This window comes from Aeromonas sp. SG16, assembly GCF_024436135.1.
Lineage (GTDB): Bacteria > Pseudomonadota > Gammaproteobacteria > Enterobacterales > Aeromonadaceae > Aeromonas > Aeromonas jandaei.
Genome location: NZ_JANFNW010000001.1, coordinates 390,818 through 406,680 on the forward strand (window position 1 = coordinate 390,818; position 15,863 = coordinate 406,680).

At 57.8% G+C, this 15,863-nt stretch carries 12 protein-coding genes; 7 read left to right on the forward strand and 5 right to left on the reverse strand.

What is annotated here, in order from left to right; translation table 11 throughout:
• Nucleotides 1–158: 158 nt before the first annotated feature.
• From NOM67_RS01835 to htpG, 7 genes are all read left to right on the forward strand, one after another.
• Nucleotides 159–446 carry a type VI secretion system PAAR protein gene (locus NOM67_RS01835; RefSeq protein ID WP_033114654.1) on the forward strand — a complete coding sequence of 96 codons (288 nt, stop codon included), beginning with the start codon at nucleotides 159–161 and terminating at the stop codon, nucleotides 444–446.
• Between the two features lie 10 nt (nucleotides 447–456).
• Complete coding sequence (locus NOM67_RS01840; RefSeq protein WP_255933432.1) at nucleotides 457–2,544, forward strand: type VI secretion system tip protein VgrG; 2,088 nt, start codon at nucleotides 457–459, stop codon at nucleotides 2,542–2,544.
• Nucleotides 2,520–3,350 (forward strand): DUF4123 domain-containing protein, encoded by an 831-nt coding sequence (locus NOM67_RS01845; protein ID WP_156852982.1) that lies wholly within the window; start codon nucleotides 2,520–2,522, stop codon nucleotides 3,348–3,350. The genes NOM67_RS01840 and NOM67_RS01845 overlap by 25 nt, the downstream gene beginning before the upstream one ends.
• Nucleotides 3,351–6,428, forward strand: coding sequence for a hypothetical protein (locus NOM67_RS01850; RefSeq protein WP_156852981.1), 3,078 nt, complete (start codon nucleotides 3,351–3,353; stop codon nucleotides 6,426–6,428).
• Nucleotides 6,415–7,434, forward strand: coding sequence for a tetratricopeptide repeat protein (locus NOM67_RS01855; protein WP_156852980.1), 1,020 nt, complete (start codon nucleotides 6,415–6,417; stop codon nucleotides 7,432–7,434). The genes NOM67_RS01850 and NOM67_RS01855 overlap by 14 nt, the downstream gene beginning before the upstream one ends.
• A 306-nt stretch (nucleotides 7,435–7,740) precedes the next feature.
• Entirely contained in the window at nucleotides 7,741–8,343 is a 603-nt protein-coding gene (gene recR, locus NOM67_RS01860) for a recombination mediator RecR (RefSeq protein WP_041210366.1), read from the forward strand.
• A gap of 170 nt (nucleotides 8,344–8,513) precedes the next feature.
• Complete coding sequence (gene htpG / locus NOM67_RS01865; protein ID WP_156852979.1) at nucleotides 8,514–10,427, forward strand: molecular chaperone HtpG; 1,914 nt, start codon at nucleotides 8,514–8,516, stop codon at nucleotides 10,425–10,427.
• 105 nt (nucleotides 10,428–10,532) lie between these two features.
• On the opposite strand, the gene NOM67_RS01870 is transcribed toward htpG, so the two are convergent.
• Genes NOM67_RS01870 through sapA form a run of 5 tightly spaced genes read right to left on the reverse strand, consistent with a single transcriptional unit; the run spans nucleotide 10,533 to nucleotide 15,835 of the window.
• Nucleotides 10,533–11,318 (reverse strand): ATP-binding cassette domain-containing protein, encoded by a 786-nt coding sequence (locus NOM67_RS01870; RefSeq protein ID WP_033114706.1) that lies wholly within the window; start codon nucleotides 11,316–11,318, stop codon nucleotides 10,533–10,535.
• Between the two features lie 32 nt (nucleotides 11,319–11,350).
• Nucleotides 11,351–12,349 carry an oligopeptide/dipeptide ABC transporter ATP-binding protein gene (locus NOM67_RS01875; RefSeq protein WP_041210364.1) on the reverse strand — a complete coding sequence of 333 codons (999 nt, stop codon included), beginning with the start codon at nucleotides 12,347–12,349 and terminating at the stop codon, nucleotides 11,351–11,353.
• Nucleotides 12,349–13,242, reverse strand: a complete 894-nt coding sequence (locus NOM67_RS01880; RefSeq protein WP_033114661.1) for an ABC transporter permease subunit — start codon at nucleotides 13,240–13,242, stop codon at nucleotides 12,349–12,351. Before NOM67_RS01880 ends, NOM67_RS01875 begins: the two co-directional genes overlap by 1 nt.
• Before the next feature lie 35 nt (nucleotides 13,243–13,277).
• Complete coding sequence (locus NOM67_RS01885; protein ID WP_216994273.1) at nucleotides 13,278–14,237, reverse strand: ABC transporter permease subunit; 960 nt, start codon at nucleotides 14,235–14,237, stop codon at nucleotides 13,278–13,280.
• 2 nt (nucleotides 14,238–14,239) lie between these two features.
• The gene (sapA, locus tag NOM67_RS01890) at nucleotides 14,240–15,835 is read right to left on the reverse strand and encodes an ABC transporter substrate-binding protein SapA (protein WP_255935102.1); all 1,596 of its coding nucleotides are present in this window, start codon (nucleotides 15,833–15,835) and stop codon (nucleotides 14,240–14,242) included.
• Nucleotides 15,836–15,863: the final 28 nt, after the last annotated feature.

Below are 15,863 nucleotides of genomic sequence, written 5' to 3' on the forward strand. Positions count from 1 at the left end.
TTTATTTAAAAAATATTGAATGTTTGGAGTGGCACACTCTGTGCTGCCACGACGCAGCCTGTTTTGCCCCGTGCTTGCCGCTGCAGCCTGTTGCTGTTGTGTGAGGGGCGTGGGGATAGGGCGCAGACCCGTTATCCCCGCTCATATGGAGAATCACTATGTGCCCGACTATCGCTCTGCTCGGTGACATTGGCACCGACCACGACGGTTTTCACCCCTCACCGGTCAGCGCGGCCAGTCCCGATGTGTTCCTCGATGGCAAACCGGTAGCCCGTCAGGGCGATCCGCTGGAGCCTCATGACAAGCCCAACAACCCGCCTCATCCCCGCGCTATTGCAGGTGGGGTCGGCTCGGTGCTGGTCAACGGCAAACCCATCGCCGTCACCGGTACTGCGGTTGATTGCGGTGGCGTCGTAATTGGATCCGGCAGCGGACAGGCAGGATAAGGAGCAGATCATGGCACAAAGCACCGGATTGCAATTTACCGTCAAGGTGGGGGCGCTGCCCGAGAGCATCTTCGTGGTGGCGAGTTTCCAGCTGGATGAGGGGCTGAACCGGCCGTTCAACCTGCGCCTTGAGCTGGCCAGCAGCCAGCCCGATGTCGACTTTGGCGCCGTGCTGGACCAGCCGTGCGAGCTGATGGTGTGGTACAACGGCGAGCTGCAACGTCGGGTGTGCGGGGTAGTGAGCGAGTTTGCCCAAGGGGACAGCGGCTTTCGCCGTACCCGTTACCGCATTGAGGTGAAACCTGCCCTGTGGCGGCTGGGGTTGCGCCAAAACTCCCGTATCTTCCAGGCGCAGAAGCCCGATGAAATTCTCTCTATTTTGTTGCAAGAGCACGGCATTACCGATTACGCCTTTGCCCTGAAAAACGAGCATGCCCAGCGGGAATATTGCGTCCAGTATCGGGAGACCGACCTCGATTTTGTGAATCGCCTGGCCGCCGAAGAGGGCTTGTTCTACTTCCACGAGTTTGAAGCAGGCAAGCACCGCATTGTGTTTGCCGACGACGCGGCGGCCCTGACTGCCGGCCCCGAGCTCTTCTTCAACCTCGGCAACCGTTCGCTGGAGCAGGGCCCCTATGTGCGCCAGTTCCACTACCGCGAGGCGGTGCGCCCCTCTGATGTGGAGCTCAAGGACTACAGCTTCAAGACGCCGGCTTATGGTCTCTCCCACAAGAAGCAGGGGGCAGAGCTTGAGCATCAGCGCGATACCTACCAGCACTTCGACTACCCGGGCCGCTACAAGCAGGACCCGAGCGGCAAGGCCTTTGCCCAGCACCGGCTCGATGCGCTGCGCAACGATGCAGTCAGCGGCAGTGGCAAATCCAACTGTGCCGCCTTGTTGCCGGGCCAGCACTTTTCATTGACCGAACACCCCAACGGCAGCCTCAACACCGACTGGCAAATCGTCCATATCCGCCACACCGGTGAGCAGCCCCAAGCGCTGGAAGAGGAGGGCGGCAGCGGCCCGACCGTTTACCACAACGAATTTGGTGTAGTGAAAGCGAGTACCACCTGGCGCGCCCGCATTGGCAGCCCCGAGGCGCCCTACAAGCCGATGGTGGATGGCCCGCAAATCGCCATCGTAGTCGGCCCCGAGGGGGAAGAGATTTACTGCGACGAACATGGCCGGGTGAAGCTGCAATTCCCGTGGGACAGATATGGCAGCTCCAACGACCAGAGCTCCTGCTGGGTGCGAGTGAGCCAAGGCTGGGCCGGTGGCCAGTACGGCATGATGGCCATCCCGCGTATCGGCCACGAGGTCATTGTTAGCTTCCTAGAGGGAGACCCCGACCAGCCTATCGTGACCGGTCGCACCTACCACGCCACCAACCGGCCACCGTATGAGCTGCCTGCCAACAAGACCCGCACCGTGCTGCGCACCGAAACCCACAAGGGCGAGGGTTTTAACGAGCTGCGTTTTGAAGACCAGGCGGGACAGGAAGAGATTTATATCCACGGTCAGAAAGACCTGAACGTGCTTATCGAGAACGATGTGGCCTGGCATATCAAGCATGACCAACACACCGACATCGACAACGAACGGGTGACCCGTATCAAGGCCAATGACCACCTGACGGTGGAGGGTGAGAAGCGTGACCAGATCAAGGCGGATTACTCGCTGACGGTGGATGCCTCCATGCATCAGAAGTTGGGTCAATCCCTGCTGGTTGATGCAGGTCAGGAGGTGCATCACAAGGCTGGCATGAAGATCGTCATGGAGGCCGGCGCCGAGCTGACCCTCAAGGTGGGCGGCAGCTTTGTGAAGCTCGACTCCGGTGGCGTCACGCTAAGCGGTGGCTCCATCAAGATGAACTCCGGTGGTAGCCCGGGCTCTGGCTCAGGGTGGGCGGGTCAGATGCCCGGCCTGCCGATGGGGGTAGCATTAGCGCCTTATGTTGTACCGCCAACACCAGAGATGATCCCGGCCATGTTGGTCGCGGCAAAAGCAGGTGTGGTAGCAATGCCCATGTGTGGCAAGCGCTCTAATGGCACATGTGAACGGGGGGACTGCACATGCAAACTCGATGGGAACAGTTAACGTGTCTACATCGGTTATCTCCTGATAGCTTACCAATCAACTATTTGCTGATTGATGTGGCACGTTGGGAAGAGGCGCAAGAGGTGATCCATCAGCTCATTGAGCAGCCCGAATTAACTCTGCTGTTTGCAGGTACGCACCACCAAGCCTTATTGGAGGTGAGTCCCCTTTTGCTTAGCCTCCCTTCCGAGCGCACTGTCAGGGAAACATTGCTTACGGAAGTGCGAGAGAGGCGCGCAGGCGTTGCGCTGCGCGCATCACTCTCTTGCGAAGAGCTAGCCAACCATTTCAGACAGTTCCTGACGGTGCCTGATGGGCAGGGGCAAAGCTATCTGCGCTTTTACGATCCGGCCATTTGGCTGGCTATCTATGCCTGCCAGTATGATGCCCCCTTGGTGAGCTCAGCGTTGGAGGCGGTGTACTTGCCTGACTGGTGCTCTGCAGCGTGGTGTGAAATTGTCAGCGCTGAGCACGAAGTGGCCTTTGAGCAACCGGTGTATTTGAGTTCGAAATTGCTGACGATGGCTCAGAAAACCCGTCTGCTTTATAGCTTGCAAGCCGCTCGGATTGACCCTGTTTTGTGTTATGGTCTTGCATCTTCGCTTGCATACCTGATTGAGAAAGGCTTGACAGAGCAGTGGGAGCTTATGCCTTGGCTCACACTGCTTAATGATTATCCTGCTCCCGTGTTGGATGGTCGCATGGCCCAGTGGTTGGCCACCTTCGATATTGAGTGCCATGAGCCGCTGGCTGTGGCAAACCGTTTTTGGCAGCATCAGACCCATCAGCCAGTGGAGGCGTTATAGATGTCCGCACCAACCACGACTACGTCACCTGTAGTTAACAATGTCATTGATGAAGGGCTCTGTCAGTCGCCGACCATGTTGCCTTTTGTTCCGTTGCCTGCTGCTGCATCAAATGAGTCGTTTGCAGCGGTTAAATCCCCCTGCTCGTCAAAAGAGTTTGAAGACATCTTCTATGTCAGCGGCTCCAACTGTTTTTGGCTGGTCGAGAAAAAAGCCTTCAAGAAGATAAAAATGGTGGTCAGTGAGTTTGAAGCCAAGGTGCTTGGCTCATCCAGCAAGCTGCAAGCACTGGCGGCACAGGGTATTCAACTCGATAGCCTGATGATTAGCCCGACACCATACAGCTTCTTGACCCCGGCTCAACAGCAAGAATGGAGCAACATTCAGGCGAGTAGGCCAGCCAGCCCTACCTTTTCGCCCTACGGAGATAACAGCCAGGCTGCGGTTCAAAAGCAATTTATCAATCGTGCCGCTGAAGATGCCAAATGTATCGAGCAACTGGAAAAGCTCAAACGCCAAGGGATTGAGCAAGCCAAGGCGCAAGGGTATGAAGTCGATAAAAATGGCCACTACTATGACCCGCGTCAGGTCAAAATTGGCAAATTGCTGGCGCAATACAACAAGGCCCGTGCCACGTTTGTAGCAGAAAAGCCTCCGGCAGAGCAGATTGAATCGCTACGACAGGCGGTGCTGAAAACCCAGACCCTGATGCAGGAGCACAGCCACGATTTGATGTGGCCGAGTGACGATTGGTTTAGCCATCGTCAGGAAACCCTGGCCAAGATGACTACGGCCCAGCAGACCCTCAATCGCTGCATCAGCGAGCTTGGCGCGCTTGGGGTCGCCGTGCCAGAGTTTGCTCTGAGCGGCATAGAGGGGTGCGTGGCCGGTGATAAGTGCTACGCCAGTTGGTACGCCTATCTGGCGCAGAAAAAGCAGGCCGAAGAGGAGCTGGAGAAGACCACCAAGGCCTTTTTGACCGCGCTCGATAGCGGTTATGCCGCCAGCAGCGACAAAGAGAATCCCTTGTTGCCACCCCAGCAGATGTTTCAGCGTCAGCTCGATGCCATTAATGCTGCTCACAAGCAAGCGAACGAGCTGTACGAAAAGGCACTGCTGGCCTGCTCCCGCCAAGTCCCGCCTCGGGTATTGGCATGGGAGGGGGAATATCAGCGCCAACCCATGGACGTATTGACCAAGGGAGATTATCCGCTGCGCGAGATCTGCTCGGCGGCGTTATCGGCAGAGCCGCTTAGCTACTTCAGCCTCTGGCAGTTGCCGGTAGACAAGGTCAAGGAGCGGGCGGGTGACCTGCTCAAACTGGAGCAGGATCCGGTGCTGCTCGCCCTGCTGGCACAAGATGGCATTACCCCTCTCCCCCTACAAAAGGGCTGGTTCTACAAAGAGAGCGGCGCCCTCAATTTTGACAAGGTGGCCGACTACCTGGAGCAGAAGAACATCAAGGTGAAGGCGCTGGATTCATGGCGTAGCCGCTTTGCTGGACACCTTGGCACACTGCTCTATCGCTCTGACAAGCAGGTGGAGTTTGGTCCCTTTGATGAGTCACCCCAAGCGCAGCTGATGCGGATGATGAGTTACAGCGACTGGAAGGGCAAACTCAGCAGTTCCGGCAAGATAGACCCCCCGCCAATGAAGCTGACCTATCAGGATGGCACCGTCTCCATGCCAGGGCCGAGCGCCAGCTTGTCGGTCACGGCGGAGTTTTATCCTCTGCGCGGGGAGATCGACCTGTTCAGGATCACCTTGCCACGAGGCGCGAAACCCACGATAGCAACCCTGATCGCCCCCAAGAGTGGCAACAAGTACCAGATCAATCTGGGTACCTGGGCCGTAGATGTCCACGCCAAGGCGTGGGGCAAAGCGGGCGCCATGCTCAAAGCGGGCCGTGAGGCATCGCTCAATGCCAGCGTCGGGGGCATTAGCCTCAGCGGGCTCGATGTGGCGGTCAAGGCTGAAGAGAAGGGTGAATTTACTGCCGAGGTTGGGGCTGAGGTGGGCTGCAGTCTGTCAGGACGCCTGCTTTGGACGCCGGATAACAGCATGATCCAGCGTCTGAGGATAGATGGTCAAGCCGCCAAGCTGCCGCTGCAACTGTGCAAGGCCACCACCGAGCTGAAGGCCGAAATCAAGAACACGCTGAGCGAGTTTCCCTTTATCCTGAGCTGGCGCAATAACCGGATGCGGTTGGGGGTCAAGGCCGGGGTGCTGGGGGGCAGCGCCAAGGCAAAGGGCTATTTTGAATTTGAGGTGGACTGGCAATCTACCGGTTATGTGGTGGCCATGTTTCAGGATCTGCTGCGCCGCTGCAACTACGAGCGGGTCGAAGTCTTCGCCGATGAGGAGAGCTATCAGCGGCTCTCCAGGGCTAGTCAGTTGGCACTGCTGCTGGGGGTCAATATTGGCCAGATAGTGGCGGCAGAGAAAGACTTTGTCGACAGGCTTTATGGCAAGCTGAATCGCAGCCAGAATGCGGGTCTGGTGGCGTGGACGTTGTCTCATCACCTGCAGCCGAAACAGGCTAATCCAAACCCGGCTTTACGCCCGGATACGGCTGGCGACGCCAAGGCCAATGCAGCAACAGAGGCCAAGTTAAAAGAGTGGGCCAATGGTCTACTGCCAGAGGCATTGGGCTCGTTATTGGGGACCTTGGTTGTAAGTGCAAGGGCGCTAGAAATGAAAAGTAATCGAATTGCATTGGATGCAAAGCAAGTTCATGTGTTACAGCAATTGACTATTGCTCGCTTGGTTGATTGGCTCTATAGCGGTAAAGCCACTCCTGATAATCGCCATAAATTCCAAGAGGCGATAAGCCGCATGGCCGATATCAATGTGCAAGATCAGATTGGTGCTTATAAGCGCAACCTTAGCACATTAGATAAATATATGACTTTGCCAGCTGACAATAGAAATGATGACCTTAAGTCAACTTTAATAAAGTATCGGCGAGCTCGCAATGCATTATCAAATATACGCTGGGAGAATGCACAACCTAACTACAAGATCTCTAATATGTATGGTCGTTCTCAGATTCAGGATGGGTGGAATGTTAAGAGTTAAGCAGTTTTCAATACTTGTGTTGAACTCACTATTCGCTGTCTCATTTGTAAACGCTGCAGCTGATAAGACAGCGATGGCCGATGATCTTTATCAGCAAGCAGTGATCCCGTGGGAGCAGGGACGTAGTTCTGGCTGGGAACTGATGTTGAAAGCTGCTGACGCAGGAAACACCGAAGCCATGTGCCTGATAGCTAATAGCTATATGACATCTGCTTTAGTGTCATCCAAAGAATCTGACATGTATTTCGAAAGGGCTGCAAAGGCAGGAGGACTATGTGGTATGTTAGCCCTCTCCGATATTGGATCTGGCCCAATACTATCATCTTCATTGACAGAGACTAATGGTAGTGAAAATTGGTCAGATAAGGTCGTTGCCAAATCAAAACACTTGGCAGAAAAGGATGATTTAGAAGGTATAAAAACCTATGCATTCATCTATGCAGCAAGAAAAGATTATAACACCTACTGTAAATGGCTGGAGAGAGCGGCAAAGTTAGGTGATGCTGACTCTATGAACAAATTATCTGCTGCGATCCGTGATGGCTGTGGCTGGTATATTGTTCCTGGCTCACGTGATAAGGCTGTACGCCATTGGATAGAACAAGCCGCCAATCATGGTAATCCAAGAGCTATGGAGGTTATGTCTAGCTATGCTGAGAAAGACAAAGATATTGTTGGAATGCTTGGTTGGCTCGAACGTGCAGCAAATACAGGAAATATTAACTCGATAAGGATCTATAGCACTTATCTGATGGGAGGCGATGAGTTTACCATTCCAATTCCTGCTGATATGCAAAACAATAAAAAAGCTTACGCTTGGTTATATGTATTAACCCATCAACTACCGCCAGAAACTGAGGAGTCAGCCTATTCTCGTTCTGTTAAAGAACTCAGTATTCTTGAAAAAAAACTCTCAGCGAGCGAAATTGAAGATGCTAAATCCTGGGCTAACGAATGGATGAAAAAGCATCAAGTTAGAAGTTACTTCCTAGAATTCGGAATGTAACAGAGCTTGTTGTTACTGCAAAAAAGACCTGATAGGTGTACAGATATAGTGTGTAAAAATCTGGTTATCACAAGACACCGGCCTTAAACCGGTGTATTTTTTACGCTACTTTCATGCGCTCCTCCTTCGGCATCAATTTCAGACCCTTTTTGAACATGTGGGCTGACCACTACAAAGGGTTTTCAGTCTCATCGGATAGCGCGCTGGCGCGGGCTCGGGTATAGTCCTGCGCCAGTTGCGTTATCCAGTTCAGCTTACCCGCGGTTATCCAGATAGTGGTGCGGGTTGGCCAGTGTGAGGTGTGTTATGAAATTCAGTCCCCTGCTCGACGAGATGATGAAAGCCCTGCAGGTGCTGCCGGGGGTGGGGCCCAAGTCTGCCCAGCGGATGGCCTTTACCCTGCTCGAGCGTGAGCGCAGCGGCGGTTTGCGGCTGGCCCAGTTGCTCTCCCGCGCCCTGACCGAGATTGGTCATTGCAGCCACTGCCGCACCTTTACCGAGAACGATCGCTGCGATATCTGCGCCAATCCCAAGCGGGAAGAGAACGGCCTGCTCTGCGTGGTGGAGAGCCCGGCGGACGTTGCCGCCATCGAGCAGACCGGCCAGTTTTCCGGTCGTTACTTTGTGCTGATGGGCCATCTTTCCCCGCTCGATGGTATTGGCCCGGAGGAGTTGGGGCTCGATATTCTGGAGCGTCGCCTGAAGGATGAGGCGATCAACGAACTGATCCTCGCCACCAACCCCACCATCGAGGGGGATGCCACCGCCTGGTATATCGCCGATATGGCCCGTGCCGCCGGGGTGGAGGTGAGCCGCATCGCCCATGGCGTACCGGTGGGGGGCGAGCTGGAGCTGGTGGATGGCACCACGCTCTCCCACTCCCTGATGGGGCGCCAGCGCCTCAAATAAGGGGAGGGGCGGGATAGGGCTGTATCATTGCGGCTTGATCAGAAAATCGGCAGTTGAATGGAAAAAGGGGGCGAATGAGCAGGATTGCGCATTCGCCCCCTTGATATTTGGATCCCTGTCCCCATCTAGGTTGGGCGTATGTTCAACCCGATGTTTCTGAGGATTGGTCCATGACCCAAAGTGTTCATGCCGAAACCCACGGCTTTCAAACTGAAGTCAAACAACTGCTGAGCCTGATGGCTCACAGCCTCTACTCCAACAAAGAAGTATTCCTGCGCGAGCTGATCTCCAACGCATCTGATGCGGCGGACAAGCTGCGCTTCAAGGCGCTTTCCGATGCCTCTTTGTTCGAAAACGACGGCCAGTTGCGTGTGCGCCTGGTGGTGGACAAAGAGAAGCGTACCCTGACCATCTCCGATAACGGGATCGGTATGACCCGCGATCAGGTGATCGAGCACCTAGGTACCATCGCCAAGTCCGGCACCGCAGAATTCTTCAAAAACCTCTCCGGCGATCAGGGACGTGACTCCCAGCTGATCGGCCAGTTCGGGGTCGGTTTCTACTCCGCCTTTATCGTTGCCGACAAGGTGACCGTGGTTTCCCGCGCCGCCGGTACCGCTCCGGAGCAGGGCGTGCAGTGGGAATCGGAAGGGGAAGGCTCCTTCACCGTGGCTGATGTGACCAAAGCCGGTCGCGGCACTGACGTTATCCTGCACCTGCGTGCCGAAGAGGACGAGTTCCTCGACGACTGGCGTTTGCGCTCCGTGGTGAGCAAATACTCCGACCACATCAGTGTGCCGGTGGAAATGTACAAAGAGGGCACCCCGGATCGCGAAGAGGATGGTGAAACCATCGTCGGCACCCCAGGCGAGTGGGAGCAGGTCAACCGCGCGACTGCACTGTGGACCCGCAACCCGAAAGATATCAAGGACGAGGAGTATCAGGAGTTCTACAAGCACGTCGCCCACGACTTTGAAGATCCGCTGCTCTGGGGTCACAACCGGGTGGAAGGGGCGCAGGAGTACACCAGCCTGCTCTACGTACCGGCCCGCGCACCGTTCGACCTCTACAATCGCGAGCAGAAGCACGGTCTGAAGCTCTACGTACAGCGCGTCTTCATCATGGACGACGCCGAGCAGTTTATGCCGACCTACCTGCGCTTCGTCAAAGGGGTGCTGGACTCCAACGATTTGCCGCTCAACGTCAGCCGTGAAATCCTGCAGGACAACAAGGTGACCGCTTCTCTGCGCAAGGCTTGCTCCAAGCGCGTGCTGACCATGCTCTCCAAGCTGGCGAAAGACGATGCCGAGAAGTATGCCAAGTTCTGGAGCGAGTTCGGCAATGTGCTCAAAGAGGGCCCAGCCGAGGATTACGCCAACCGCGAAGAGATTGCCAAGCTGCTGCGCTTTGCCAGCACCGCTGGCGAGGGCGAAGCCCAGACCGTCTCTCTCGAGGATTACGTTGGTCGCATGAAAGAAGGTCAGCAGAAGATTTACTACATCACTGCCGACTCTTATGCCGCTGCCAAGAACAGCCCGCACCTCGAGATCTTCCGCAAGAAGGGTGTCGAAGTGCTGCTGATGTGGGAGCGGGTGGACGAGTGGCTGATGAGCCACCTGACCGAGTTCGACGGCAAGCAGCTCATCTCCGTCACCCGTGGCGAACTGGATCTCGGCGATCTGGAAGATGAAGCATCCAAGCAGGCGCAGGAAGAGGCCGAAAAAGCCAATGCAGGTCTGGTTGAGCGGGTCAAGAAGAGCCTCGGCGAAGCGGTTAAAGAGGTGCGTGTCACCCATCGTCTGACCGACTCCCCCTCCTGCATCGTGACCGACGCCTACGGCATGAGCACCCAGATGATCAAGCTGATGCGCGCCGCCGGTCAGCCGGTACCGGAGCAGAAGTACATTCTGGAGCTCAACCCCGACCATGCGCTGGTGAAGAAGCTCGACACCATTCAGGATGAAGCTCTGTTCGGCGAGTGGGTCACCCTGCTGCACGAACAGGCCCAGCTGGCCGAACAGGGCGGGCTCAACGATCCGGCGAGCTTCGTCTCCCGCATCAACCGCCTGTTGCTGCAAGCCTAAGCCGCGACTCCGATAACAAAAAGCCCACTGCATGCAGTGGGCTTTTTTGATCCCGCCGTGTGAGAACGATGAAACACCGCGGCAGGGGAGGCGGCCAGCGCCTCTCTATTTGCGATATTCGTTGTTGTAGTTCTGAATGAGGCGGCGGGTCACCTCGTGCTGGGGATCGGCAAACACCTTGAGGGTCTTGCCGCGCTCCACCACGCGCCCTTCATGCATTACCAGCACCTCGTCGCTGATATGGCTGACGATGCCCAGATCGTTGGCCACCAGCACATAGCTCAGCCCCATGGTCTCCTGCATCTCCAGCAGCAGGTTGATGATCTGGGAGCGTACCGAGATATCCAGGGTGGTGAGTGCTTCGTCGGCCACCACGATTTTGGGGTTGAGGATCAGAGCCCTCGCCAGTGCGACCCGCTGCTGCTGACCGGAGGAGAGCATCTGCGGGTAGAAGAGGGCGTGATCGGGCAGCATACCCACCATGCGCAGGGTCTGCACCACCTTCTCGCGGCGCTCCTCTTCGGTCATTTCGGTGTTGAGGCGTAGCGGCGTCTCCAGAATTTGACCAACCCGGATCTTGCGGTTCAGCGAGGTATTGGGATCCTGAAAGATCATCCGCAGCAGCTTGCAGCGGGTCTGGTAATCGCCATGCACCATCAGCTGGCCGTCGATGGCGATGTCACCGCTGGTGGGCTCAATCATGCCGGCCAGAATGCGGGCCAGGGTGCTCTTGCCGGAGCCCGCTTCACCGACGATTGCCAGGGTCTGGCCCACTTCAAGGTCAAACGAGAGGGGCTTGATCGCCTCCACCGCCTGACGACGGAACAGGCCGGTACGGTTCTGGTAGGTTTTGCTCAGACCCCTCACTTGCAGCAGGGAGGGCTCAATCACATGCTCCTCTCTGGCGGGGGCGTTGCTGGTCATCATTTTTTCGGCTCCTCCATGTTCAGCGGGAAGTGGCAGCTGAACTGGTGTCCCTTCACCTTGTTCATCACCGGGGTCTGCACGCACTGCTTCTGGGCATAGGGGCAGCGCGGGCCGAGCCGGCAGCCGATGGGCAGATGTTGCAGCGGCGGGATGACGCCGGGCAGGGTTTCGAGGCGCGACTTGTGGCGCACCAGCTTGTCAAAGTCGGGGATCGACTTGAGCAGCGCATCGGTATAGGGGTGATGCGGCGTCTCGAGGATCTGCTCGCGGGTACCTACTTCCACCATCTGGCCGCAGTACATCACGTTGATGGTGTCGGTCAGGTTGGCAATGGCGGCGATATCGTTGCTGATGATGAGGATGGTGGTGTTGCCCAGCTTGTTCATCTTGTCCAGCAGCCGCAGGATCTGGGAGTGGGTGGTGGACTCCATGGCGCTGGTGGGTTCGTCAGCCACCAGCAGGCGCGGCTGGTTGGCAATCGCCATAGCGATCATCACCTTCTGGCACATGCCATCTGACAGCTCATGGGGATAGGCGCGCATCACCTTGCGGTGATCCTTGACCCCGACCCGGTGCAGCAGGGCAATCGCCCGCTTCTTGCGCCACTGGAAGCGCTGCCAGAACTGCCCCTCGAACGAATCGGTCGGGATCGCCTCTTCCAGCTGGGTGCCAATCTCCTCGGAGGGGTCGAGGCAGCTGATGGGATCCTGAAAGATCATGGCGATCTCGCGGCCCATGATGCGGCGCCGCTCGCGGGGCGCCATGGTCAGCAGATCCATGTCATTGAAGCGCATCCGGTCGGCGCGCACTGTCCAGTTATCCTTTTCGATGCCGACGATCACTTTGGCGATCAGGCTCTTGCCCGAGCCGGATTCGCCGACCAGTCCGCGGATCTCCCCCTCGTTGAGGGTGAGGCTCACCTTGTCTACCGCCTTCACCTTGCCCTGCGGGGTGTCGATCTCGATGGTGAGATTGCGTATATCTAGCAACGGCATCAGTCATTCCCCTCTTTGAGCGCTTCGCGGATGCCCTCACCAACCAGGTTGGTCACCAGCACGCTGAACAGAATGGCGATGCCGGGCAGGGTGACGGTCCAGGGGGCGAGATAGATAAGATCGCTCGAGTCAGCCAGCATGGCGCCCCACTCCGACTGGGGCGTCTGGGCGCCAAGGCCGAGAAAACCGACCGCGGAGATATCGAGGATGGCGGCCGAGAGGGTGCGGGTGGTCTGGGCCACCAGGGTCTCGACGATATTGGGCAAAATGGCCAGCCGCATGATCCGCAAGGGGGGCGAACCATCGAGTCGGCTGGCGATGATGTACTCCTTCTGCATCTCGGCATGCACTGCGTTGTAGGTAGCCCGGATAAACGGCGGGATCAACGCGAGGGTGATGGCGATCAGGGTGTTGCCAAGGCCCGGCCCCATGATTGCGACCATGATGATGGCCATCAGCAGGGAGGGGATGGAGAGCAGGGTATCGAGCAGATGGTGCAATACGCTCGATTTGAGCCCCTTGCTCATGCCGCCGAGGATGCCGATGGCAGAACCGACCACCATGGCGATCACCACCACGATGAGGGCGCAGCCGAAGGTGAGCCGCGCGCCGACCACCAGCCGGGAGAGGATATCCCGTCCCAGATCGTCAGTGCCGAGGAAGAAGTCGATATTGCCGTTGTTGGCCCAGGAGGGGGCCAGCAGCAGATGCTCTGCGTGCTGCTCATCGATGCCGTAGGGCACCACCAGCGGGCCGAACAGGGTGATGATCAGCAGCAGCAAAAAGCCCCACAGGCCTGCCATGGCAAGCGGATTGCGGCTGTAGGAGGCCCACGTCTGCTCCAGCGGCGAGAGGATCTTGAGCTCGGGATAGATGTTCGATTTATCTTGCATAGGGTACCTGGCTCCTGGTCACGCCATGAGCGCGTTCAATCTTGTTTGGCATAGAGCTCTTTGCGCCGTGCCGGATAGATAAGGGTGGTGAGCAGCTCGGTGCTGACACTGATCAGGATGACGAAACTGGCGATGACCAGGGTCGCGCCGCGAATGGCGGCATAATCCTGCAGGGCGATGCTGCTGACCAGCCAGCGGCCGATGCCATGCCACTCGAACACCACCTCGGTGATCATGGCGGAGGTGAGCACACTGCCCAGCTGCAGACCGAGCAATGGCAGTACCGGGGGCAGAGCGTTTTTCAGGCCATGGCGCCAGACAATCTGCCACTTGGAGAGGCCACGGCTGGCTGCCGCTCTGATGTAGTTCTGCTTCATCACGTCGATGAGCGAGCTGCGCACATGGCGGATCACCTCGGTCGTGGGCACCACCGCCAGCACCAGCGAGGGGAGGATGAGGTGGCGCAGGGCATCGTGCAGCGCCGCCTGACGCCAAGGCTCCTGACTCAGCAGCACGTCGATGACGGCGATGCCGGTGATGGGGGGCACGTCATAGAGCAGGCTGATCTGGCCTGACGCCGGCAGCCAGCCGAGATCGAGGGAAAAGAGCATCACCACCAGCAACGCTAGCCAGAACACCGGCACCGCATAGCCGATAAGGCCGGCGGTCATGATGGAGAGATCCAGCGGCTTGCCCTGTGACAGGGCGGCCAGGGTACCGAGCGGGATCCCCACCAGCAGCGAGATGGTGAAAGCGGCCAGACAGAGGATCAGGGTCGCCGGGAAGTAGTGGCGAATTTCGTCCAGCACCGGCAGGCCGGAGACGCTGGAGAGGCCGAGATCCCCGGCCAGAATATGGCGCAGGAAGTCGGGATAGCCGCTCCAGAAACTCAGCTGATGGCCGAGCAGGCGATAGTCCAGCAGGTAGGCGACAAAGGTCAGGGCCAGCAGGGTAATGAGCAGCAGGTTGATGCGACGCAAGGTGTATAAAAGCATGCTTACTCCCGATGAGCCTGATTGAAGGAGGTGCCGCCAAAGGGCATCAGGATCAGCCCCTCAATGTCACTGCGGCTGACCTGGGTGCGCAGGGCATGGGCCAGCGGAATGAGAGGCAGCTGCTCGTTGAGCAGGGTCTGGGCGTAGTAGTAGTTGCGCAGCCGGAAGGCCAGCTGGGGCGTGGTGACCGCATCGTCCAGCAGCTGATCGAAGGCCGGGCTGCACCAGCGGCTGTAGTTGTTGCCACGCTCGACCGCCGAGCAGCTCAGCAGCTGGCGGAAGAAGTTGTCCGGATCGGCGTTGTCGGCAATCCAGCCGGAGAGCAGGCTGTCGTACTGACCGGCGGCCAGGCGTTTCTCGATGACGGGCCACGCCTGCTGGACAATCTTGAGCTTGATACCCACCTTGGCCAGATCGCTTCGCATCAGCTGGGCGGTCTTGAGCGCATCCGGGTTGTAGGGGCGGGCGTCCGGTTGCACCAGCACCTGCATCTCGAATCCCTTCTCGAGCCCTGCTTCCTTAAGCAGCGTGCGGGCCAGCGCCAGATCAGGCTTGCGCATCGGCAGGCTGGGGTTATAGCCCCACGAGAGCGGTGGCAGCAGGCTGTTGGCCGGCAGACCGGTATCGAAATAGACCGCCTGCAACAGGTTGTCGATATTGATGGTGCTGGCGATGGCCTGACGCACCTTGACGTTGTTGAACGGCGGCTTGCGGGTATTGAGGGCCAAAAATGCGACGTTCATCCCCGATTGTACCGAGAGGCTGAGGTCGGGATGCTGCTTGATCACCGAGAGCTGGCTGGCGGCTGGTGTGCTCATCACGTCGCACTCGCCGGTCAGCAGTTTGGCCAGCCGCTTGGAAGAGCGCGGGGTGATGTCATAGACCAGTTGCTCGATCTGGGCCGGGCCGTTCCAGTAGCCGGGATGGCGCAGATAGCGGATGAACTCGTTGTGGCGATACTCTTTGAAGCTGAACGGGCCGGTGCCGATGGGGCGGGTATCGAGCAGCGCCGGGGTTCCCGCCTTGAGCATCTGCTCGGCGTACTCGGCGGAGAGGATCACCGCATAGTCGCTGGCCAGGGTCGCGAGGAAGGAGGCGTTGGGCTGGTTCAGCTCGAACACCACCTGCTGCGGCCCCTTCTTGTAGACCCGCTTGATCAGCTGATCCTGCCCCAGGCTGTAGAAGAAGGGGTAGTCGCCGCCGGAGACGTTGTGATAGGGGTGGTGCTCGTCAAGTTGACGGGCGTAGGTAAAGACCACGTCATCGGCATTGAGGGTGCGGCTTGGCTTGAACCAGGGGGTATGGTGAAAACTCACCCCCTTGCGCAGGGTCAGGGTATAGGTGAGGCCATCCTCGCTCACATGCCAGTTGGTAGCGAGCGCCGGCTCCAAGGCCAGAGTATTGGGGTTGACCTCCAGCAGGCGGTCGTAGAGCGGACGAGCGCTGGCATCCAGCGTAACCCCGGTGTTGGAGACATGGGGGTTGAAGGAGAGGGGAGAGCCCTCAGCGCAGTAGATGAGTCCGGTCTTGGAAGCTTCGGATTGCTTGTTGCAGCCGGTGAGCAGAACCAGCAGACCGAGCAGCAAGGGTGTGAGCATTCTCATTGTTGAACCATGTTTTTGATAC